Here is a 20,595-nt window from a genome sequence, read left to right as displayed (position 1 = left end):
GGCCCGAGCGCGCTGGCAGGATGGACGCATGGCTTCCGGCGCCGTCGGCACGGTCACCCGTGGCACGACGAACACCAACCGGCTGCGCCGCGTCGACCGGTGGATCGCGGCCCAGCCGGTGCTGCGGCGCACGGCCGACCCGGTGGTCGTCGACCTCGGCTACGGCGCGAGCGGCGTCACGGCTCTCGAGCTGCAGCAGCGCCTGGCGAAGGTGCGGCGGGATGTCGAGGTCATCGGCCTGGAGATCGAGCCGGGGCGGGTGCGGACGGCCGACGAGCAGCTCGCCGCGGTCCGCGCGGGCCGCACCGGCTTCGACCCGCAGGCGCGCATCCGCTTCGCCCTCGGCGGGTTCGAGGTGCCGCTTCCCGGCGGGCGCGGCGCCGCCGTCATCCGGGCGTTCAACGTGCTGCGGCAGTACCGCGAGGTGGAGGTGGCGGACGCGTGGGAGCGGATGCGCACCCGCCTGCAGCCCGGCGGCCTGCTCGTCGAGGGCACCTGCGACGAGATCGGCCGCATCTCCAGCTGGGTCGCGCTCGGGCCCGAAGGTCCGCGCACGCTGACCGTGTCGTTGCGCCTCCGCGACCTCGACGCGCCGTCGGTCGTCGCCGAGCGACTGCCGAAGGCGCTCATCCACCGAAACGTCCCCGGCGAGCGCGTGCACGACTTCCTGTCCGAGCTCGACCGGCTGTGGCGCGTCCACTCGCCGCTCGCCGCGTACGGCCCGAGCCAGCGCTGGATCGCCGTCGCCCAGGGCATGCGCGACGCCGGCTGGCCCATCGTCGGCGGCCGCACCCGGTGGCGCATCGGCGAGCTCACCGTCGCCTGGCCGTCCGTCGCGCCCGCCTCCCCGGCACGCGCGGCCATCAGCTCCTGAGTTCTTCGCCCGACACGCCGCGCCCGGCTCGAAAAAGTCCGGAGCCGACGGCGTAGCGGGAGGGTTACTGCTGGCGCGGAGCGCGGGTGACGGCGCCGAGGCGCGGCAGCCGCGGCACGTGCGCCTCGGCCCCGGCTTCCGGCGGGACGACGATCTCCTGGGCGGCCGCGACGGGGGTGCCGTCGGCATCCACCGTCAGCGTCGCTCCGGGATCGGCGGAGCGCTTCACCACCGCGAGCGCGATGGGGCCGAGCTCGTAGTGCAGTGCGGAGGAGGTCACCGAGCCGACCTCGGCCCCGTCGAGCGAGACGACGGCGCCGGGAGCAGGGTGCACCCCCTCCGACCCGTCGAGGTGCAGCATCACCAGGCGGCGCGGAGGGTGACCGAGGTTGTGCACCTTCGCCACCGTCTCCTGACCGCGATAGCACCCCTTGCTGAGGTGGACGGCGGTGCGCAGCCAGTCCAGTTCGTGCGGGATGGTGCGCTCGTCGACCTCTGTGGCGAAGCGCGGCCGCCAGGCCGCGATGCGCAGGGCGTCGGCCGCGAGGGTGCCCGCCACGGACAGTTCGCCGGTGCACACGCGTGCCACCAGCGACGGCAGAGCGTCGCGCGGGACGAGGCGCTCGCTCCACGTCCACCCGGCGCCCGGATGCTCGCCGCGGGCGTACTGGTGGCCGCCGGGCGTCACCGTGCGCCACGGGTCGTGCCAGATGAGCGGCACGCCGTTCGGGGCGGCGATCGGCAGCGGCGGGTCGCCGAGCGTGCCGACGGTGGCGAGGTCGGCGGTGCGGTCGGCCAGCTCGACGCGCAGCATGAACCGCATCGAGTCGAGCCAGGCGAGCAGTCCTGCGGCCTCCGGCCGGTCCACGAGCAGCCACAGCGTCTCGCCGTCGTCGAGGAGGCGGGCGGCGTGCTCCACGCGGCCGGTGACATCCAGCAGCAGCGTCTCGGACGACTCCCCCGGCCGCAGCCCGGTCAGCGCCTGGCTGGTCAGGGAGTTCAGCCAGCTGAGCCGGTCGGGGCCTTGGACGGTGAGCACGGCGCGGTCGGAGAGGTCGACGATGGCGTCGCCCTCGGCGAGGGCGCGCTGCTCGGAGAGCGGGCTGCCGTAGTGGGCCGGGACTCCTGCGCCGGTCGAGTCGACGGCGCCGGGGAGCTCGAGGAAAGGAGAAGGGGATGCGTCGCTCATGGCGCCTCAGTCGACCTTGGCGAGCCGGGCGGAGGCGTGCGTGCGCAGCTCCTGCCCCAGGGCTGCGATGTCCCACGCCCAGAGCAGGTGGCCCTCCACCAGTCCGTACAGCCGGGTCGCGGCCGTGTACTCCTTCGCCCCCGCCGTGCGGAGCACCGCGTCGGTCGCGAGGTCGATGCGCGGACCGGAGACCTGGCCGAGGTAGAGCTCGCTGACGCCGTCGGGATGGATGATCGAGACGTCGATGTCGAAGGCGCCGTTGGAGTTGCGCAGCGCCTCGACCGACTGCGCCGTGGAGAACGGCCGCGCGCCGATCCCGGGCAGCATCGCCGGTCCGGCGTCGCCCTCCACGAGCTTGCGGTGCAGGCGCCAGTACCCCGTCTCGGCGGCGAGGGGCGTGTTCTCCTCGTCGAGGATCCACGACGTGGACGAGTAGTTGAGGTACCCCAGACCGTCGTGGCTGAAGCTGATGCGCTGGCCGAACTCCCGCTGCGTGTGCTCCTCGCCGACCGCGTAATCGAGCACACCCGTGCCCTCCCAGACCCCGATCAGCCAGGAGAGGGGGACCAGCTCCGCCGGAAGGTCGGTGGGGATCTCGATCATGGGAGCGGGATGCTCAGCGCTGACCGCGGAAGAGGTTGTAGACCACGACCCCGGAGACGCCGAGGATCGCGAGCGTTGCCAGGCCGAGAAGGCCGATGAAGAAGAGTTCGAGAGCGACCAGCATGGGTCCAGTCTAACCGGCTGCCGCCGACATCCGGTCGGTGTCGTCAGCGCAGTCCGGCGATCAGGGCGAGGACGGCGCCGATGACCCCGAGGATGACGAAGCTGCCGGTGAGGGTCGCGGCCAGGCGCGTGACGAAGCCGTCCTTCTGCTGCGTGGCGAGCTGCGAGACGAAGCCGAGCAGCGCGCAGACCGCGAGGGCGAGGGAGAGCCAGGAGGCGTACGCCGCCGGGTGCGAGAGCGAGCCGATCAGCACGCCGAGCACCAGCGCGATCGCCCAGACCGAGCCGATGCTGAGCGCGGTCGCCCACCGCGGGAGCGGAGGCTGTGCGGCTCCGGCCGCCGCGGCCGGGCCGAGCGCGTGCGGGAGAGGGGTGTCCGGGATGTCGTCGCTCACGCTCCCATTCTGCCCCGCGCGGCCCGCGGTCCGGCTGCCGAGGGCCGCGGGAAGGGGTGCTGCGCATTTCCGGTAGCATTGCGGCACAGACGGGTGAGGAGGAATGGGTGGCGCAACTTCTGATCCTCACGTCTGCGTCGAACGCTTCCGGACAGGGCCAAAGCAGTGCCGCCTCCCCGGGATCCGCAGCCTCTGTGAGCGATGCCGAGGTGCTCCCCTCCCTCGCGCTACTGAGCCACCGGGTCCGCCACATCCCGGCCGAGCCGGCCGCGCTCGTCAACGCTCCGAGTTGCGACCTAATCTTCGTGGACGCCCGGCGCGACCTGGCCAGCGCGAAGTCGCTGTGCAAGATCCTCACCACGACCGGAGTCACCGTCCCGCTCGTGCTCGTGCTCACCGAGGGCGGCCTCACCGCCGTGAGCGCCGACTGGGGCGTCAGCGATGTCGTGCTCGACAACGCCGGTCCTGCCGAGGTGGATGCGCGCATCCGGCTGGCGATCGGCCGCCAGACTCAGGAGCACGCGCAGAGCAAGATCCAGGCCTCGGGCATCACGATCGACGAGGCCAGCTACTCGGCGAAGGCGCACGGACGCCAGCTCGACCTCACCTTCAAGGAGTTCGAACTGCTCCGCTTCTTCGCGACGCACCCCTCCCGTGTCTTCACGCGCGAGCAGCTGCTCAGCGAGGTGTGGGGCTACGACTACTTCGGCGGCACGCGGACGGTCGACGTGCACGTGCGGCGGCTGCGGGCGAAGCTGGGCGACCTCGAGTCGCTCATCGGCACCGTGCGCAACGTCGGGTACCGGTTCAACGTCTACGAGGACGACAACGACCGGCTGCCGACGTCGGTCCGGCCCTGAACCGGCGGAGCAGCACGGAGCGTTCTTCCACAGCGAGGCGTTTATCCACCGTTTACGTACGGCCGTCCCTGGCGCGCGTCGGCGGTGACATGATGGGGGGATGGACGAGCGCACGACCCTCGAGAACGGCCTTCTTGACTCCGGGCTGGGCGGGAGCCTGGGCAGTGACTTCGACGACGACTTCGCCCCCTTCATCTACGAGCCCGACCCGACGCTGCCGGAAGACCGCTACCTCGACCGCGAGCTGAGCTGGCTGGCATTCAACCAGCGGGTGCTCGAACTGGCGGAGGACCCGCTGCTCCCGGTGCTGGAGCGCGCGAACTTCCTCGCCATCTTCGCGAGCAACCTCGACGAGTTCTTCATGGTGCGCGTCGCGGGTCTCAAGCGACGCATCGCCACCGGTCTCGCGGTGCCGACCAACGTCGGCCGCGCTCCGCAGGACGTGCTGGCCGACATCTCGGAGAAGGCGCACGAACTGCAGCTCCGGCACGCCCGCGCCTACCACGACCTGGTGCAGCCGGCGCTGGCGGAGGCCGGCATCACGGTGGCGACGTGGGGTGAACTCGACGAGGCCGACAAGGCGCAGATGCGCGAGGTCTTCTCGCAGCAGATCTTCCCGGTCCTGATGCCCCTCGCGGTCGACCCGGCGCACCCGTTCCCCTACATCTCCGGGCTCTCGCTCAACCTCTCCGTGCGGGTGCGCAACTCCCGCTCGGGCAAGGAGCAGTTCGCCCGCCTCAAGGTGCCGCAGATGCTCCCCCGGTTCGTGCGCATCGACCAGCGCGAGGGCCTCGGCCAGGTCCGGTTCATCATGCTGGAGGACCTGATCGCCAACCACCTGGGCGACCTCTTCCCCGGCATGGAGATCCTCGACCACCACGTCTTCCGCGTCACCCGCAATGAAGACGTCGAGATCGACGAGGACGAGACCGAGAACCTCATCCAGGCGCTGGAGCGCGAACTCCTGCGCCGCCGGTTCGGCCCGCCGATCCGCCTCGAGGTCACCGACGACATGGATGCCGTCACCCTCGGCCTCCTGGTGCGCGAGCTCGACGTGACCGAGCAGGAGGTGTACCGGCTGCCCGCCCCGCTCGACCTCGGCGGCCTGTTCGACCTGGCGAAGATCGACCGGCCCGACCTCCACTACCCCAACCACGTGCCGACCACGCCCGCGCAGTTGATGCCGAGCGAGCCGAATGCCAAGCCCGACATCTTCGCCGCGATCTCGCGGCAGGACGTCCTGGTGCACCACCCGTACGAGTCCTTCGCGACCAGCGTTCAGGCGTTCCTGGAGCAGGCCGCGGCCGATCCGCACGTGCTCGCCATCAAGCAGACGCTCTACCGCACCTCCGGCGACAGCCCGATCGTCGAGGCCCTGATCGACGCCGCCGAGGCCGGCAAGCAGGTGCTGGCGCTCGTCGAGATCAAGGCGCGCTTCGACGAGCAGAACAACATCTCCTGGGCCCGCAAGCTCGAGAAGGCCGGCGTGCACGTGGTCTACGGCCTCGTCGGGCTCAAGACCCACTGCAAGCTGGCGCTCGTCATCCGCGAGGAGAAGGGCGTGCTCAAGAGCTACAGCCACATCGGCACGGGCAACTACAACCCGAAGACGTCGCGCATCTACGAAGACCTCGGGCTCTTCACCGACGACGATCAGGTCGGCAAAGACCTCACGCGCCTGTTCAACGAGCTCTCCGGCTACGCGATCGAGAAGAAGTTCAAGCGGCTGCTCGTCGCCCCGCTGCACCTCCGCAAGGGACTGCTGAAGCGGATCGACACCGAGCGGGCCAACGCCGAGGCGGGCCGGCCCTCCGGCATCCGGATCAAGCTCAACTCCATCGTCGACGAGGCGATCATCGACGCCCTCTACCGCGCCAGCCAGGCCGGCGTCCCTGTCGACCTGTGGGTGCGCGGCATCTGCGGCGTCGTCCCCGGGCGCGAGGGCCTGTCCGAGAACATCCGGGTGCGGTCCGTTCTCGGCCGCTATCTCGAGCACTCGCGGGTGTTCTCGTTCGTCAACGGCGGGGAGCCGCAGGTCTACATCGGCAGCGCCGACATGATGCACCGCAACCTCGACCGCCGCGTCGAGGCGCTCGTGCGCCTCAGCGACCCGGACCACGTCCGCGAGCTGGAAGACCTGTTCGACCTCGCCTTCGACGAGCGCACCGCCACCTGGAAGCTCGACCAGGACGGCGTGTGGACACGGCACCACCTGGACGACAACGGCAAGCCGCTGGCCGACCTGCAGAGCAAGCTCATCCAGCAGTACAGCCACCGTCCGCGCAGCACCCGCACGGGAACGAGGCGGTGAGCCCGGCCATCTACGCCGCGGGCGCCCTCTGCTGGCGCGTCGTGGACGACCGCATCGTCGTGCTCGTGGTGCACCGCACGAAGTACGGCGACGTGACGATCCCCAAGGGCAAGGTCGATCCGGGCGAGACGCTTCCGCAGACGGCCGTCCGCGAGATCCTGGAGGAGACCGGGCTCGCCATCGGCCTGGGGGTCCCGCTGGGAGTCTCCACCTACGCGCTCGGCAGCGGCAGGGAGAAGATCGTCCACTTCTGGGCCGCCGAAGTGTCCGACAAGGCGATCGAGCGCTCCACCTTCGTGCCGAACAGCGAGATCGCGGCGATCGAGTGGGTCACCATCAAGAAGGCGCGCGGCTACCTCACCTATGAGCGCGACGTCGAGATCCTCGAGGCGTTCGACGCGCTCGTGCGCCAGGGCATCACCTCCACCTTCGCGCTCATCGCCCTCCGTCACGGCAAGGCGGCTCCGCGCGACAACTGGGGCGGCTCCGACGCCGCGCGTCCGCTCACCGAGCGCGGCGTGCGGCAGGCGGCGGCCGACGTCCCCACACTGCAGTCCTGGCGGCCGAAGCGCATCGTCACGAGCGACGCCGTCCGCTGCGTGACCACGGTCGCGCCTCTCGCCGCCGCCACCGGAATCAAGCCCTCGCGCGACCACGGCATCAGCCAGGACGCCTACGAAGAGGGCGCCGGAGACGTGCGGCGCGTGGTCGGGAAGCGCATCCGCTCCCGGAAGACCGCGGTGCTGTGCAGCCACGGCCCGGTCCTCCCGGAGATCATGCGCGAGATCGCGCTGGCCACCGGCACGATGCCGGGCGGCTACCTCAACGACGCCGCCGACCTGGACACGGGCGGATTCTCGGTCGTGCACCTCTCTGCGACCAATCCGGCCTCCGGCATCGTGTCGATCGAGACCTACCCGCCCGCCGGATAGCGTCCCGACCCCGGCCCGGGGGAAGCCTTCGCCGACGGCGGCGCACGAGTCGTCCGAGAATCCCAGCGGCGGAGGCGCCGAATGGGCAACGCCGGCGTGAAATGCAATCATTACTGGCATATCATGCATAAGATTGTGGATTGGTGTGTCTCCTGTTAGCGTGACTGCGGCGTCGATTCGGGCGCTCAGAAACACCAGAGGAAATACATGACCAGCTCTACGCGAATCCGATTCGGGGCCCTCGCGGCCGCGGCGGCCGTGGTCGCCGGCGGCTTCTTTGCCGCCGCGCCGGCCAACGCCGCCACCGGAACCATCACGCTCAATCAGTCCAGCTTCGTCGAGGGCGACTGGGCCGGCGGCATCGCCGTCGCGGGCACCGGCTTCACCGCCGACTCGGAGGTGACACTCCACCTCGCCAACTCCGCGACCGGCCCGATCGAGGACGCGCAGGTCACGGCCGACAGCTCGGGCGACTTCAGCACGATCTTCGTCCCCACGGCACCGCCGGTTCTCCCTGCCGACGGCGAGACCCTCTCCATCTGGGCAACCAGCGATGCGGGCGATGACTCCAACGCAGTCCAGCTGATCGTGGTCGCCGCGACGGATCCGACCGACCCGACGGACCCGACCGACCCGACGGACCCGACCGACCCGACGGACCCGACCGACCCCACGGACCCGACCGACCCCACGGACCCGGCCGCACCGACGATCACCACGGACGTCTCCACGATCACGACCGCTGACCTGATCGACGCCGAGGAGGGCATCCACGTCAACGCCACGGGCTACACGCCCGGCGAGAAGGTCACCGTGACGGTCGACTACGACGGCGAGGAGATCACGCTGGGGACGTACGACGCCGACGAGAACGGCGAAGTCGAGTTCGGCTTCTACCTCAAGGCCGGCCGCGCGACCGCAGGCCCGCTGAAGATCACCGTCACCGGCGTGGATTCGGGCGTCAGCCAGGACATCACGGTCACCGTCACCGGCGACGACCTCGTCGCGGGCGAGGAGACCGGCGGCGAGGAGACCGGCGGCGAGGAGACGCCGTCCGACGACGATGCGCCCATCCTCGGCAAGACGCCCGCCTCCGTGACGCCCGCCGCGCAGTCACACCTGCCGGTCGTCGCAGGCTGACTCGCGCTTCCTGAGCGAATGGCGGCGCGGACCCCGGGTCCGCGCCGCCATTCTGCGTTCCGCCCGCCGCTTGATCCGAACCACCCCAGGGAGACACCGCACATGACCCTCCGCCGCCTCCTCACCACCGTGCTCGCCGCCACGGCCGCGCTCGCCCTCGTGGCCGGCTGCAGCGAGCAGCCCGCCCCGGCCCGAAGCTCTGCCGCACCTCCCCTGCCGCCCGGGCTCACCACCTCCACCCTCCGCGCGCTCCCCGCAGCCGACTACGGCGCGGTCATTCCCGGGCTCCTCGCCGCTCCCGCGCAGTTGCGCATCCGCGACTCTTACAAGGTCGTCTTCGACACCGCCGTCTACGGCGACGACTTCACGACCCCCGTCGCCCGGCTCCTGGCCAAGAACTTCCTCGGCGAGCCCTCCGTGGTGGTCCGCGCCGAAACACGTGGCGACTGGTCCCTCGTGCTGACGCCGGCGCGGCAGAAGCTGCCCTCGAAAGCCTCCGCGGCGTCTCCCGCGCCCACCCAGAGCGCCGCCTGGGTCCCCACCTCCGCGCTGCGCCACACGGCGAAGCTCGACAAGCGTGTCGTGGTCTCGACCGCGAAGCAGACGCTGACCGTCGTCGACGCACAGGGTGCGACGCTCGACAGCTTCCCCGTCGGTGTCGGCGCGAAGGATACGCCGACGCCGACCGGCACGGGGTACCTGCAGGCGCGCTACTTCGACCCCGCGCAGGACCAGACCGCGCACCGCATCCAGCTGACGTCACTCCACGCCACCGCCGCCGACGAACCGTACGGCGGCTCGGACGGCGGGCTGATCGGGATCCATCACCAGACCACCGCGACCGGGGCGGTCTCGCACGGCTGCCTGAGGCTCTCCGCCGCCGCGATCGCGGCGGTCGACGCGCTGCCGCTCGGAACAGCTATCGAGATCGCGGACTGATCCTTCTCAAACATCTCCATCTGGGCTGAGAAATCCCAACGTTTGACGGTGACATTTCAAACTGTTATGGTCATCGCGATGCCAATCGGCATCTCTTCCGCGATCATCTTGAGGAAACGAATGACCAACTCAACCCGCATCCGGTTCGGAGCCCTCGCGGCTGCGGCGGCCGTCGTCGCCGGAGGCTTCCTCGCCGCCGCGCCCGCGAACGCCGCCACCGGGACGATCACCGTCGCCAACACGACCTTCACGGCCGGCGACTGGGGCACCGGCCTCGACGTCTCCGGGACCGGCTTCACTGCCGACGCCGTCGTCACTGTCGCCGTCGCCGTGGTCCCGAACGGCAGCACCGACACGACTCTGCTGGGTTCGAAGGACGTGACCGCCGACGCGACGGGCGCGTTCCAGCTGGACGACTTCGTTCCGGCCGGCGCGCTCCCGCTGCCGGGCCCGGATGCGACGGTTCAGGTCAGTGCCATCAGCGACGCCGACGACACGGCCAACACCGTTCCGCTCACTGTTCTCGCCCCGAAGGGCCTGACGACCAGCGTCTCGACGATCACGACGGCCGACCTGGCGAACAAGGAGGTCGGCTTCGACATCGCCGGCGGTGGCTACACCCCCGGCGAGACCGTCAAGATCTCGGCCACCTACAACGGCGAGGTTCTGGACAGCACTCTGGAGGCGACGGCCGGGGCGGACGGCTCGATCCTCCTCGAGCACGTCTACATCACCGGCTTCGTCGAGTCCGGCACGCTGGTCATCACCGCCACGGGTGTCGACTCGGGCCTCGCGCAGACCGCCTCCATCTCGGTGGTCGGCGAGACCATCGTCACGGACGACGGCGCGCCGACCGTGGGCGGCTCGACCGCGCCCGCAGCGACCCAGACCCCGGCCAAGCGCCTGCCGGTCGTCAGCGGCTGACACGCACCACACGCCGATGGCGGCGCGGACCACTCTCCTGGTTCGCGCCGCCATCTCCGTTTGACCCCGTCGCCGACACCCACTCTCAGTACCCAGTGCACCCAACGAATCGCCGAGAACAATGACCCAACGCCGCATGCTCACCGCCCTCCTCGTCGCCGCAGCCCTGACCGCCACGACGACCGCCTGCACCGCGCCCTCGCCCGCAGCGACTCGCACGCCGACCGCGAGCGCGACCGCCGCGCACAGCGGCCCCGCCCTTCCGCCGGGCCTCACGACGTCGGCTCTTCAAGCCCTCCCCGCCGCCGAGTTCGACGCGGTGATCCCCGGGCTCCTGGCCGCGCCGACCGCCACCCCGAAGATCGACGCCACCTACCGCATGACGTTCGACACCGCTGTCTACGGGAGCGACTTCCGAACGCCGGTCGCGCGTATCCCCGCCAAGAACTTCCTGGGCGAGCCCACCGTGATCGTCCGGATCGAGACCCGGGGAGACTGGTCGCTCATCCTCACCCCTGCTCGTCAGCAGCTGCCGTCGAAGGCGACCGCCGAGGCTCCGGCTCCGGCCCAGAGCGCCGCGTGGGTACCGACCTCCGCGCTCACGAAGGCCGGGGCAGTGGACAAGCGCGTCCGCATCTCGACATCCAAGCAGACCCTCAGCATCCTCGATGCCAAGGGCGCCGCCGTGAGCACGTTCCCCGTGGGCGTGGGGACCGCCGAGACGCCGACCCCGACCGGCGTCACCGGGTACCTGCAGGCGCGCTACCACGACCCGGAGCAGGGACAGACGGAGCACCGCATCCAGCTGACCTCGCTTCACGCCACCGCTGCCGACGAACCGTACGGCGGCTCCGACGGCGGCCTGATCGGCATCCATTACCAGGCGACCGCGACGGGCGCCGTCTCGCACGGCTGCGTGCGCCTGAGCAGCGAGGCCATCGCCGCGGTGGATGCGCTTCCGCTCGGCACGCCCGTCGAGGTCACGGACTGACCGAGACCCCGATCAGCTGATTCAGTATTCACGTATTAATACTTGCACCCAGAATTTCTCACTGTTACGGTCGATACCGCCACTCGGCACACTTCAGCAATCCAAAGGAAACGAATGACCAGCTCTACGCGCATCCGCTTCGGTGCCCTCGCCGCCGCGGCGGCCGTCGTCGCCAGCGGCTTCTTCGCCGCCGCTCCGGCCCAGGCCGCTGATGAAGCGACCATCAGCCTCGCGAACACCACCTTCACCGCGGGCGACTGGGGCTCCGGCCTCGACGTCACGGGAACCGGCTTCACCGCCGACTCTGATGTGACGATCTTCGTCGCCCAGTCGATCGGCGGCGACCTGACGAGCGTCCAGACCACCGCCGACGGCTCGGGCGGATTCCAGATCTCGTACAAGCCCACGGTCGAGCTCCCCCTGCCCGCTTCGGGCGAGTTCCTCTATGTGACCGCGACCAGCGACGAGGGCGACAGCTCGAACCAGGTCAAGCTCACGGTTCTCGCGCCGAAGGGCATCGCGACGAGCGTCTCGAAGATCACCACGGCGGATCTCGCCGACAAGGAGATCGGCTTCACGTTGAGCGCGGGCGGCTACACGCCCGGCGAGACGGTCACGGTCTCTGCGACGATGAACGGCGAGGCGCTCCAGGGCACCTTCGACGAGATCGCCGGCCCGGATGGTGCTATCGCCGTCCAGATCTACATGGGAGGCGTCGTCGAGTCCGGCACCCTGACCATCACCGCGGTGGGCAAGACTTCGGGCCTGTCCCAGTCCGTGTCCCTCGAGGTGATCGGCGAGACGGTCGTCACCGAAGGCACGCAGACCCCCACGATCGGCGGCGGCGCGACCGCGACCGCGTCGACCTCGCGGTCCCTCCCGGTCGTCAGCGGCTGACGCCGGCACTTCCCGCGGTGGCGGCGTGGACTCCCGCAGTCCACGCCGCCATCGCGCTTTCGCCCCCTCGTCACCGGACCGGACGCGCCGGGACCCTCGCAAGCACTGTCTTTCGCCGCCGAACGGTTGCCTGTTCACTGGCCGCATCCGCTTCGACCACACGAGGACGTTCATGACCACTTCACTACGCATCCGCTACGGTGCCCTCGCGGCCACCGCCGCCCTCATCGCCGGAGGACTCTTCGCCGCCGTCCCGGCGAACGCCGCCCAGGAGGGAACGCTCACCGTCACCCCCGACGTCATCTCGGGTGACGCGACCGGATGGGGCGATGGCTTCACCGTCACCGGGAGCGGATTCACCCCCGACTCCACCCTCGACCTCGACCTGGAAGGCCCCGACTCCGCGTCGCTGGAGACCTTCCCCGTGACAGTCGACGGCACCGGCGCGTTCTCGGCCGAGATCGACCCGACGGTCGCATTCCCCGCTCTGCTTCCTCGCGAGACGCTCACCATCGCCGTCACCGACAGCAGCGATGGCGACAGCGCGAACCCCGTCACCATCACGCAGCTCGCGCCGACCGGGATCCGGACGAGCGTGTCGACGATCTCCACCGAGGATCTCGCCGCCGGCACACCCATCGACGTGAACGCCTGCGGCTACGTTCCGGGCGAGCCCATCACCACCACGGTCGACTACTCGGGCCAGACCTTCGACATCTCGGAGTCCAGTCACGTCGCGGACGAGGCAGGCTGCATCGCGATCTCGATCGCGCTGCAGGCCGGGACCGCGGTCGCCGGCGAGATCGTCGTCCACGTCGCCGGTGCGACGCTCACCCAGGACGCCACCGTCACCGTCACCGGGTCGCCCACCGAGGTCCCCGGCGGCGACCCGGGCACCCCGCCGGCGGTCGGAACGGGCTCGGCCACGGGCGCCGTCACTCCGTACCTGCCCGTCGTCAGCGGCTGACCGTTCGTCGACGCTGTGGCGGCGTGGGCTCGCAGCCCGCGCCGCCACAGCGCTTTGCTCCTCCCCCAGCAGCCCCTCCCCGAATCGCCACACAACCGAAAGACCAGGATGCGTCGTCGCGCGATCCCCCTCCTCCTCGGCGCTGCCGTCGTCTCGGCGCTCCTCACCGGCTGCGGCCCGACCTCGACGGCCGGAGAGCCCTCCCGACCGACCTCCGCCTCGACGCCGAAGGCGACCGCCCGGGAAAGCGCCGATGCCGGGCCGGCGGTTCCTCCCGCTCTCAGCGCGGAGGCGCTGAAGGCGCTTCCCGCGGCGCAGTTCGATGCCGTGATCCCCGGGCTGCTCGCCGCACCTCCACGGCTCGACGCCCGCGCGGTCTTCCACGTCCCCTTCGACACGGCGGTCTACGGCGCCGACTTCACGACGCCGGTCGCCCGAATCCCGGCTCATGACTTCCTGGGCGAGCCCACGGTGCTGGTGGTGGCCGGGACCCGCGGGAAGTGGTCCCTGGTCCTGACGCCCGCGCGCCAGAAGCTACCGTCGACGGCGACCGCCGACGCGCCGGCTCCGGCCCAGAGCGCGGCATGGGTTCCGAGCTCGGCACTGCAGTTCGCCGGACGTCTCACCGAGCGCATCGTCATCTCCACGTCGACGCAGACGCTCAGCATCCTGGATGAGACGGGCGCCGTCGCGAGCAGCTTCGCGGTCGGCGTGGGGACTCCCGAGACCCCCACCCCGACGGCAACGGGCTACCTGCAGGCTCGCTACCTCGACCCGTCGCAGGGTCAGGACGAGCACCGCATCCAGCTGACCTCACTGCACGCCACGGCGGCGGACGAGCCGTACGGCGGGTCCGACGGCGGGCTCATCGGCATCCACTACCAGTCGACGGCCAGGGGCGCCGTCTCTCACGGGTGCGTGCGCCTGAGCAGCGACGCGATCGCCGCGGTCGACGCGCTGCCCCTCGGGACGACCGTCGAGATCGGGGATTGACCCGCCGCCGAGCACACCCCTTCGAGCACAAGAGAACACCCCGCGTTAACCTTCCGTTTACCAGTGCGGGGGACTCTGGACAGACATCGGGAATAGCGTCACCAGCGGGTCGCACCGGCCCCGTCCTGTTGTTACTGATCCCCGAAGGGACAACTGTGAATCTCAAGCGCATCGGCGCTCCTGTGGCTCTGCTCGCCGCGGCCGCCATCTCTCTCACCGCCTGCGCGGCGAACGAGGGCAGCACCCCGTCGACCACGACGGCTGCTGCGACGAACTTCTCCGGCACGCTGAACGGCATCGGCTCGTCCGCCCAGGCCGCCGCGCAGACCGTCTGGGCCGCCGGCTTCCAGCAGGCCAACCCGAAGGCCACCGTCAACTACGACCCGCAGGGTTCCGGCGCGGGCCGCAAGAGCTTCATGTCGGGCGCGGCGGACTTCGCCGGTTCCGATGCCGCCCTCAAGACGGAGGAGCTCGCCGGAACGTTCGCGGGCTGCGCCGCGGGCAGCAAGGGCATCGACCTCCCGGTCTACATCTCCCCGATCGCCATCGCGTACAACGTCGACGGCGTGAAGGACCTCAAGCTCGACGCCGCGACCATCGCGGGCATCTTCTCGGGCAAGATCACCACCTGGGACGACGCCAAGATCAAGGGCCAGAACTCGGGTGCCTCGCTCCCGTCGGCCCCGATCACGGTCGTGCACCGCTCCGACGACTCGGGCACCACGCAGAACTTCACCGAGTACCTCGCGGCGAACGCTCCCGACGTCTGGACCGCTCCGTCCTCCCAGACCTTCCCGTTCCAGGTCGGCGACGCCGCCAAGGGCACCTCTGGTGTCGGCGACGCCGTGAAGAACGCGAAGAACTCGATCACCTACATCGACGAGTCGGGCTCGGCCGGCCTCAGCATCGCCCAGCTGAAGGTGGGCGACAACTACGAGAAGATCAGCGCCGACGGTGCTGCCGCCGTGGTCGCCGCCTCCCCGATCGCCAGCGGTCGCGAGACCAACGACCTCGCCATCCAGATCGACCGCAAGGACACCAAGAAGGGCGCCTGGCCGCTCGTGCTGGTCTCCTACGTGATCGCGTGCCAGGAGTACAAGGACGCCGCCAAGGCGGACCTGGTCAAGGGCTACGTGAACCACATCATCTCCAGCGACGCCCAGAAGGCCGCCGCGGAGCAGGCCGGCTCGGCCCCGCTGTCGAGCGACCTGACGGACAAGATCTCGAAGGCCGTCAGCAGCATCAAGTAACACCGGACCGCTCGGCCTGGGCTGCATCCGCAGCCCGGGCCGAGCGGCGCTCCCGCCCTCAGCCGCCCACCGGGCGGCACACCCGATGAGAGAAAGCAAGGAATGACCGCCGGAACCGCAGGAGCCGTCAGGCCGAGAGCGAAGGTCCGCCTCGGCGACCGCGTCTTCTCCACCAGCACCGTCGTCGCGGGGTCGCTCATCCTCGCCACCCTGGCCGCCGTCGCCCTCTTCCTCGTCCTGCAGAGCATTCCCGCGCTCTTCGCCACGGCCGGCGAACTGCCCAACAACGCCACCAACTTCTGGTCGTGGGTCTGGCCGCTCGTCTTCGGAACCATCTGGGCCGCCGTCATCGCGCTGCTCATCGCGACCCCGCTCTCCATCGGCATCGCGCTCTTCATCTCGCACTACGCGCCCCGCCGGGTCGCGCAGGCGCTCGGCTACATCATCGACCTGCTCGCCGCCGTCCCCTCCGTCGTCTTCGGCCTGTGGGGCATCGCGACGCTCTCGTCGTTCGTGCAGCCCTTCTACGTCTGGCTCGGCGACAACCTCGGCTGGATCCCGCTCTTCGCACCGCCGGTCTCCGGCACCGGCCGCACCATCCTGACCGCCGGTCTCGTGCTCGCCGTCATGGTCATCCCGATCATGACGGCCATCTGCCGCGAGATCTTCCTGCAGACCCCGCGCCTGCACGAGGAGGCGGCCCTCGCCCTCGGCGCCACGCGCTGGGAGATGGTCAAGATGGCCGTGCTCCCCTTCGCCCGCAGCGGCATCATCTCGGCCATGATGCTCGGCCTCGGCCGCGCGCTCGGCGAGACGCTCGCCATCGCCATGGTGCTCTCCCCCGCCCTGATCGTGAAGTTCGCGCTGCTGCAGGCGCAGAGCCCGAACACGATCGCCGCGAACATCGCGCTTCAGTTCCCCGAAGCCACCGGCATCGGCGTCAACGCGCTCATCGCGTCCGGCCTGGTGCTGTTCGTGGTGACGCTGCTGATCAACATGCTCGCCCGCTACATCGTCAGCCGCCGCAAGGCCTTCTCTGGAGCGAACTGATGGCCACCACGACCGCCACCGCCCCGCGCCCGCTCGCCAACTCCTACACCGCGGGCAAGCTCCCCGGCTGGGCCCCGTGGACGATGCTCGTCGTCTCCTGGCTCGTCATCGGAGCCGTGTTCGCCATGCTCGCGGCGAGCGGAGCGACCAAGGGCTTCAACATCGTCGGGGCCGTCTTCTTCGGCACCGTGCTGTTCGACATCGCCATCTACGTCACCTCGCTGCTGATCGAGGGCTCGCGCAAGGCGGCCGACCGGCTCGTCACCTCGCTCGTCGCCACCGCGTTCATCATCGCCCTGCTGCCGCTGATCTCGCTCGGCTGGACCGTCGTCTCGCAGGGCCTCGCCCGCTTCGACCTCGCGTTCTTCTCCGAGTCGATGCGCAACGTCATCGGCGACGGCGGCGGCGCGCTGCACGCCATCGTCGGAACGCTCGAGATCACCCTCCTGACGGCGGTCATCTCGGTTCCGATCGGCCTGCTCACCTCGATCTACCTGGTCGAGTACGGGCGCGGCGTGCTCGCGCGCGGTATCACCTTCTTCGTGGACGTCATGACGGGCATCCCTTCGATCGTCGCGGGTCTGTTCGCCTACGCCCTGTTCGCGCTGTTCTTCGGCCCGAGCATCCGCAACGGCTTCATGGGCGCCGTCGCGTTGTCGGTGCTCATGATCCCGGTCGTGGTCCGCTCCAGCGAGGAGATCCTCCGGATCGTGCCGAACGAGCTGCGCGAAGCGTCGCTGGCGCTCGGCGTGCCCAAGTGGCTCACCGTGCTCAAAGTCGTGCTGCCGACCTCGCTCGCGGGACTTGTGACCGGCGTCATGCTGGCGATCGCCCGCGTCATCGGCGAGACCGCCCCGCTGCTGATCGTCGCCGGCTTCACCACGAGCATGAACTACGACCCCTTCAACGACCGGATGATGACCCTCCCGGTGTTCGTGTACACCCAGTACACGCAGGCGGCCGGTCTGCACGCACAGGCCTCCATCGACCGCGCCTGGACCGGCGCGCTCGCCCTGATCATCATCGTGATGCTGCTCAACCTCATCGGCCGCATCATCGCCAAGGCCTTCGCCCCCAAGTACGGCCGCTGAGCCCGCACCCGAACCCACAAGGAAAAAAGTGTCAAAGCGCATCGAAGTCAACGACCTCAACGTCTACTACGGCAGCTTCCGCGCCGTGGAGGGCGTGTCGCTCACCATCGAGCCCCGCACCGTCACCGCCTTCATCGGCCCGTCGGGATGCGGCAAGTCGACGTTCCTCCGCACGCTGAACCGCATGCACGAGGTCATCCCCGGCGCCTACGTCGAGGGCGAGGTGCTCATCGACGGCAACAACCTGTACGGTGCGGGCGTCGACCCCGTGCTCGTCCGCCGCCAGGTCGGCATGGTGTTCCAGCGGCCGAACCCGTTCCCGACCATGAGCATCCGCGACAACGTGCTCGCCGGCGTGAAGCTCAACAACCGCCGGATGTCGAAGAGCGACGCCGACGACCTGGTGGAGAAGTCGCTGCAGGGCGCCAACCTGTGGAACGAGGTCAAGGACCGACTGAACCTCCCCGGCTCCGGCCTCTCCGGCGGTCAGCAGCAGCGCCTCTGCATCGCGCGCGCCATCGCCGTCTCCCCCGACGTGCTCCTGATGGACGAGCCGTGCTCGGCACTCGACCCGATCTCCACCCTCGCCATCGAGGACCTGATCGAGGAGCTGAAGAACGACTACACGATCGTGATCGTGACCCACAACATGCAGCAGGCCAGCCGTGTCTCGGACCGCACCGCGTTCTTCAACATCGCGGGCACCGGCAAGCCCGGCAAGCTCATCGAGTACAACGACACGAACATGATCTTCTCGAACCCGACCGTTCAGGCCACCGAGGACTACGTCTCCGGCCGCTTCGGCTGATCCCCCACCCTCTCTTCCACGGAAAATCCCACGAAACGCATCGTTTCGTGGGTTTTTTCGTGGAAGCGAGGGAGGGGCCGGAGGGCGTCAGGAGGAGATGGCGACGATCGGGTCGGTCGTGGGGCGGTCGGAGCCGCCGGAGGGCTCGACGGTGACGCCGACGGTGTCCCCCGCGGCCATGTCGCCGGTGAGCACGCGCCAGGTCGAGCCGGAGCCCGACGGGGTCATGGTGCCGGCCGGGATGGCCTTGCCGTCGCGGATGTACCAGAGCTCGTAGGTCTTGTCGTCCGGCAGCGGCGGGAGCTGGTCGGCGACGAGTGCGGACCGGCCGAGCTTCCCCGACCAGACCAGCGTCGCCGTTCCGCCACCCGCAACCGTCGCCGTTGCCCGCTGGACGTCCGGCGCCGCGTTGATCTCGGCAAGGGCGGAGGCCTGCTGCGACTGATAGGAGTTGCTGCCGGAGAGCGTCGAGCCGACGAAGGTGCCGCCGACGAAGAGGAGCACGGCCGCCGCGGCCGCGCCGAGGATGAGCCCTGGACGCTGGAACCAGCGGCGCCGGGCCGTGCGCTCGGCCGGGGTGAGGGCGGGCGACGGCATCGGAGCGGAGGTGGCCTCGCCCGCGGTTTCCTCCGCGCCCACCTGCTCGTCCGCATCCTGTGCAGGCAGCTGCGGGGTGTCCGCGAGGCGCGCGAACAACGCCGCCTTCAGCTCCGGCCGCGGCTCGACAGGGTCTGCGGCGAGCGCGAGCTCGGCCGCGACATCCTCGAAGGATCTCGCCTCCGCCTCGTCCTGGGCGCCGAGACGGTATCCCAGGCGCTCGGGGTCGCTCCCGCGCCCGCGGTCGTTCTCGTCGGTCATGTCGTCACCCCCAGTTCCTCTCGCAGCCGTATCATCGCATCGCGCAGCCGTGTCTTCGCTGTGCCGAGCGGGATGCCCAGCTGTGCGGCGACCTCCGATTGGCTGAGACCGCCGTAGTAGGCGAGGGTGATGGCCTGACGCTGCGGCTCGCTCAACGTTCGCATCGCCACCTCCACCCTCTCGTGCTCCACACGGACCTCCACCGTCTCGGCGACCTGGTCGTACGCGGTGGGCAGGTCGCGCATCCCGACCACGGCGTCCCTGTCACGGGACGCCTGGGATGCGCGGATGCGGTCCACCGCACGACGGTGGGCCATCGTCAGGATCCACGTCTGCGCTCGACCTTTATTCGGATCGAACCGCGCAGCGGATTGCCACGCCTCCAGGAAGACCTCCTGGGCGACCTCCTCCGACTGCGCGGTGTCGACGAGGAGCCGCCGGATGAGGCCGAGCACGCGCGAGGCGGTGGCGTCGTAGAAGAGGGAGAACGCCTGCTGGTCGCCCTGAGCCGTGCGCACGAGCAGGGCGTCGAGCTCAGCCGCAGGGGCGTCTTCCACGTCGTCTCCGCTCTCGACAGAAAAAGTGCCGGGCCGCAGAACGCCTCTCGGCGCGAGGCCGCTCGAAGCGGCTAGTTTTGGAGCCCGGGGTTACTGCGGCCCGGCGACATCCAGTGTACAGGAGGCGTTCCGCCGACCCGTCGGCGTGGCGTTCGCGGCCCGAGAACGGCCGATGCCGGGCAGGGCTTGACCTCACGGGCTTCAGTCGAGCGAGTCGGACCGCCACAGCCGGGCACAGGCGGACAGCTCCTCCGCCGTGCGCGTGAAACGCAGGGCGCGGGTGGTCAGCTCGCTCGCCCGTTCCGGGTCGAGCACGTCGCGGTCGTCCGCGACCGAGGCGGCACCCGCCGCGGTCACGCGGCAGAACGCGGCGGCACGGTCGAGCGCGACGGCGAAGTCGCCCTCGAACAGTCCGCGCAGGATGCGATCCGCCAGCTCGGTGATCTCGGCCGGCCCCGCCGGCGTCGGCGCCCCCGCCACGACGGCGTCGATCGACGGCAGCACCTCGGTCCCCCGCTGGTACAGGTAGGCGGTGCCTTCCGCGTCCTGCCGGATGAGCAGCCGCAGCAGGTAGATGCGCCAGAGCGCCCCGGGCAGGCTCTTCGGCGTGGACCGCGACCACAGCTCGGCGATGGCGTCGATGCCGTTGGCGTCCGTGAACGCGACGAGCCGGTCGACCACCTCCGGCTCGGGGTTGTCGCGCACCCGCGCGAGCAGGGCGCGCGCGGTCTCGTGGGCGACCCGGCTGATCTGGGCCGGGTCCTCCCCGCCCATGAACGCCTCGAACATCCCGCTCGTGAAGAAGGTGGGCTTGTGGAACCGATCCGACATCCCTCCATTCTG

Annotated in this window: 21 protein-coding genes; 15 read left to right on the top strand and 6 right to left on the bottom strand. The window is 70.1% G+C overall.

The features are described from left to right. Positions 1 to 28: 28 nt before the first annotated feature. Complete coding sequence (locus HNO83_RS12445) at positions 29 to 874, top strand: class I SAM-dependent methyltransferase (RefSeq protein ID WP_175337830.1); 846 nt, start codon at positions 29 to 31, stop codon at positions 872 to 874. A 64-nt stretch (positions 875 to 938) separates the two neighbouring features. Here HNO83_RS12445 and ygfZ read toward each other — a convergent pair whose 3' ends face one another. The 3 genes from ygfZ to HNO83_RS12430 all read right to left on the bottom strand — a co-directional run bounded on the left by ygfZ (position 939) and on the right by HNO83_RS12430 (position 3,184). Continuing rightward, complete coding sequence (gene ygfZ, locus HNO83_RS12440; RefSeq protein ID WP_175337829.1) at positions 939 to 2,063, bottom strand: CAF17-like 4Fe-4S cluster assembly/insertion protein YgfZ; 1,125 nt, start codon at positions 2,061 to 2,063, stop codon at positions 939 to 941. A 6-nt stretch (positions 2,064 to 2,069) separates the two neighbouring features. Beyond that, complete coding sequence (locus tag HNO83_RS12435) at positions 2,070 to 2,666, bottom strand: heme-binding beta-barrel domain-containing protein (protein WP_175337828.1); 597 nt, start codon at positions 2,664 to 2,666, stop codon at positions 2,070 to 2,072. 167 nt (positions 2,667 to 2,833) lie between these two features. After that, positions 2,834 to 3,184, bottom strand: coding sequence for a hypothetical protein (locus tag HNO83_RS12430; RefSeq protein WP_175337827.1), 351 nt, complete (start codon positions 3,182 to 3,184; stop codon positions 2,834 to 2,836). A gap of 107 nt (positions 3,185 to 3,291) precedes the next feature. Between HNO83_RS12430 and HNO83_RS12425 the strand changes: the two genes are divergently transcribed. The 14 genes from HNO83_RS12425 to pstB all read left to right on the top strand — a co-directional run bounded on the left by HNO83_RS12425 (position 3,292) and on the right by pstB (position 18,337). After that, positions 3,292 to 4,044 (top strand): response regulator transcription factor, encoded by a 753-nt coding sequence (locus HNO83_RS12425; protein WP_502708433.1) that lies wholly within the window; start codon positions 3,292 to 3,294, stop codon positions 4,042 to 4,044. A 100-nt stretch (positions 4,045 to 4,144) separates the two neighbouring features. Beyond that, complete coding sequence (locus tag HNO83_RS12420; protein ID WP_175337825.1) at positions 4,145 to 6,355, top strand: RNA degradosome polyphosphate kinase; 2,211 nt, start codon at positions 4,145 to 4,147, stop codon at positions 6,353 to 6,355. Beyond that, positions 6,352 to 7,287, top strand: coding sequence for an NUDIX hydrolase (locus HNO83_RS12415; protein ID WP_175337824.1), 936 nt, complete (start codon positions 6,352 to 6,354; stop codon positions 7,285 to 7,287). The genes HNO83_RS12420 and HNO83_RS12415 overlap by 4 nt, the downstream gene beginning before the upstream one ends. A gap of 207 nt (positions 7,288 to 7,494) precedes the next feature. Beyond that, positions 7,495 to 8,427, top strand: coding sequence for a hypothetical protein (locus HNO83_RS12410; RefSeq protein ID WP_175337823.1), 933 nt, complete (start codon positions 7,495 to 7,497; stop codon positions 8,425 to 8,427). Positions 8,428 to 8,529: 102 nt separating this feature from the next. After that, on the top strand, positions 8,530 to 9,366 hold the full coding sequence (locus HNO83_RS12405; RefSeq protein WP_175337822.1) for a L,D-transpeptidase: 837 nt from the start codon (positions 8,530 to 8,532) through the stop codon (positions 9,364 to 9,366). 120 nt (positions 9,367 to 9,486) lie between these two features. Continuing rightward, entirely contained in the window at positions 9,487 to 10,290 is an 804-nt protein-coding gene (locus tag HNO83_RS12400) for a hypothetical protein (RefSeq protein WP_175337821.1), read from the top strand. A gap of 121 nt (positions 10,291 to 10,411) precedes the next feature. Continuing rightward, positions 10,412 to 11,281 carry a L,D-transpeptidase gene (locus HNO83_RS12395; protein ID WP_175337820.1) on the top strand — a complete coding sequence of 290 codons (870 nt, stop codon included), beginning with the start codon at positions 10,412 to 10,414 and terminating at the stop codon, positions 11,279 to 11,281. Between the two features lie 114 nt (positions 11,282 to 11,395). Next, positions 11,396 to 12,178, top strand: a complete 783-nt coding sequence (locus tag HNO83_RS12390; protein ID WP_175337819.1) for a hypothetical protein — start codon at positions 11,396 to 11,398, stop codon at positions 12,176 to 12,178. Between the two features lie 172 nt (positions 12,179 to 12,350). Next, a complete protein-coding gene (locus HNO83_RS12385; RefSeq protein ID WP_175337818.1) occupies positions 12,351 to 13,145 on the top strand; it encodes a hypothetical protein in 795 nt (264 codons plus the stop codon). 108 nt (positions 13,146 to 13,253) lie between these two features. Beyond that, positions 13,254 to 14,138 carry a L,D-transpeptidase family protein gene (locus tag HNO83_RS12380; RefSeq protein WP_175337817.1) on the top strand — a complete coding sequence of 295 codons (885 nt, stop codon included), beginning with the start codon at positions 13,254 to 13,256 and terminating at the stop codon, positions 14,136 to 14,138. Between the two features lie 155 nt (positions 14,139 to 14,293). Beyond that, the gene (gene pstS, locus HNO83_RS12375) at positions 14,294 to 15,388 is read left to right on the top strand and encodes a phosphate ABC transporter substrate-binding protein PstS (RefSeq protein ID WP_175337816.1); all 1,095 of its coding nucleotides are present in this window, start codon (positions 14,294 to 14,296) and stop codon (positions 15,386 to 15,388) included. A 102-nt stretch (positions 15,389 to 15,490) separates the two neighbouring features. After that, positions 15,491 to 16,438, top strand: a complete 948-nt coding sequence (pstC, locus tag HNO83_RS12370; RefSeq protein ID WP_175337815.1) for a phosphate ABC transporter permease subunit PstC — start codon at positions 15,491 to 15,493, stop codon at positions 16,436 to 16,438. Further along, positions 16,438 to 17,529, top strand: a complete 1,092-nt coding sequence (pstA, locus tag HNO83_RS12365) for a phosphate ABC transporter permease PstA (protein ID WP_175337814.1) — start codon at positions 16,438 to 16,440, stop codon at positions 17,527 to 17,529. The genes pstC and pstA overlap by 1 nt, the downstream gene beginning before the upstream one ends. Positions 17,530 to 17,557: 28 nt before the next feature. Further along, positions 17,558 to 18,337: a phosphate ABC transporter ATP-binding protein PstB gene (gene pstB, locus HNO83_RS12360; RefSeq protein WP_175337813.1), complete on the top strand. Its 780-nt coding sequence runs from the start codon at positions 17,558 to 17,560 to the stop codon at positions 18,335 to 18,337. 87 nt (positions 18,338 to 18,424) lie between these two features. Here pstB and HNO83_RS12355 read toward each other — a convergent pair whose 3' ends face one another. The 3 genes from HNO83_RS12355 to HNO83_RS12345 form a co-directional block, all read right to left on the bottom strand. Continuing rightward, positions 18,425 to 19,195 carry an anti-sigma factor gene (locus tag HNO83_RS12355; protein WP_175337812.1) on the bottom strand — a complete coding sequence of 257 codons (771 nt, stop codon included), beginning with the start codon at positions 19,193 to 19,195 and terminating at the stop codon, positions 18,425 to 18,427. Next, the gene (gene sigK / locus HNO83_RS12350; RefSeq protein ID WP_175337811.1) at positions 19,192 to 19,752 is read right to left on the bottom strand and encodes an ECF RNA polymerase sigma factor SigK; all 561 of its coding nucleotides are present in this window, start codon (positions 19,750 to 19,752) and stop codon (positions 19,192 to 19,194) included. The genes HNO83_RS12355 and sigK overlap by 4 nt, the downstream gene beginning before the upstream one ends. Positions 19,753 to 19,953: 201 nt before the next feature. Then, positions 19,954 to 20,583, bottom strand: a complete 630-nt coding sequence (locus tag HNO83_RS12345; RefSeq protein ID WP_175337810.1) for a DNA-directed RNA polymerase subunit beta — start codon at positions 20,581 to 20,583, stop codon at positions 19,954 to 19,956. Positions 20,584 to 20,595: the final 12 nt, after the last annotated feature.

It is taken from the genome of Leifsonia sp. C5G2 (assembly GCF_013359685.1).
In the GTDB taxonomy this organism is placed as follows: Bacteria; Actinomycetota; Actinomycetes; order Actinomycetales; family Microbacteriaceae; genus Leifsonia.
Note: the sequence above shows the minus strand (reverse complement) of the source record. Positions and strands in the feature narration are given on the sequence as shown.

Excerpts from the sequence above, each read along its gene's own strand:
- HNO83_RS12410 (WP_175337823.1), top strand. The coding sequence starts at position 7,495 with ATGACCAGCTCTACGCGAATCCGATTCGGGGCCCTCGCGGCCGCGGCG.
- HNO83_RS12345 (WP_175337810.1), bottom strand. The coding sequence starts at position 20,583 with ATGTCGGATCGGTTCCACAAGCCCACCTTCTTCACGAGCGGGATGTTC.
- HNO83_RS12435 (WP_175337828.1), bottom strand. The coding sequence starts at position 2,666 with ATGATCGAGATCCCCACCGACCTTCCGGCGGAGCTGGTCCCCCTCTCC.
- pstC (WP_175337815.1), top strand. The coding sequence starts at position 15,491 with ATGACCGCCGGAACCGCAGGAGCCGTCAGGCCGAGAGCGAAGGTCCGC.
- HNO83_RS12400 (WP_175337821.1), top strand. The coding sequence starts at position 9,487 with ATGACCAACTCAACCCGCATCCGGTTCGGAGCCCTCGCGGCTGCGGCG.
- pstA (WP_175337814.1), top strand. The coding sequence starts at position 16,438 with ATGGCCACCACGACCGCCACCGCCCCGCGCCCGCTCGCCAACTCCTAC.
- HNO83_RS12390 (WP_175337819.1), top strand. The coding sequence starts at position 11,396 with ATGACCAGCTCTACGCGCATCCGCTTCGGTGCCCTCGCCGCCGCGGCG.
- ygfZ (WP_175337829.1), bottom strand. The coding sequence starts at position 2,063 with ATGAGCGACGCATCCCCTTCTCCTTTCCTCGAGCTCCCCGGCGCCGTC.
- HNO83_RS12420 (WP_175337825.1), top strand. The coding sequence starts at position 4,145 with ATGGACGAGCGCACGACCCTCGAGAACGGCCTTCTTGACTCCGGGCTG.
- HNO83_RS12445 (WP_175337830.1), top strand. The coding sequence starts at position 29 with ATGGCTTCCGGCGCCGTCGGCACGGTCACCCGTGGCACGACGAACACC.
- HNO83_RS12405 (WP_175337822.1), top strand. The coding sequence starts at position 8,530 with ATGACCCTCCGCCGCCTCCTCACCACCGTGCTCGCCGCCACGGCCGCG.
- HNO83_RS12380 (WP_175337817.1), top strand. The coding sequence starts at position 13,254 with ATGCGTCGTCGCGCGATCCCCCTCCTCCTCGGCGCTGCCGTCGTCTCG.
- HNO83_RS12395 (WP_175337820.1), top strand. The coding sequence starts at position 10,412 with ATGACCCAACGCCGCATGCTCACCGCCCTCCTCGTCGCCGCAGCCCTG.
- HNO83_RS12385 (WP_175337818.1), top strand. The coding sequence starts at position 12,351 with ATGACCACTTCACTACGCATCCGCTACGGTGCCCTCGCGGCCACCGCC.
- HNO83_RS12355 (WP_175337812.1), bottom strand. The coding sequence starts at position 19,195 with ATGACCGACGAGAACGACCGCGGGCGCGGGAGCGACCCCGAGCGCCTG.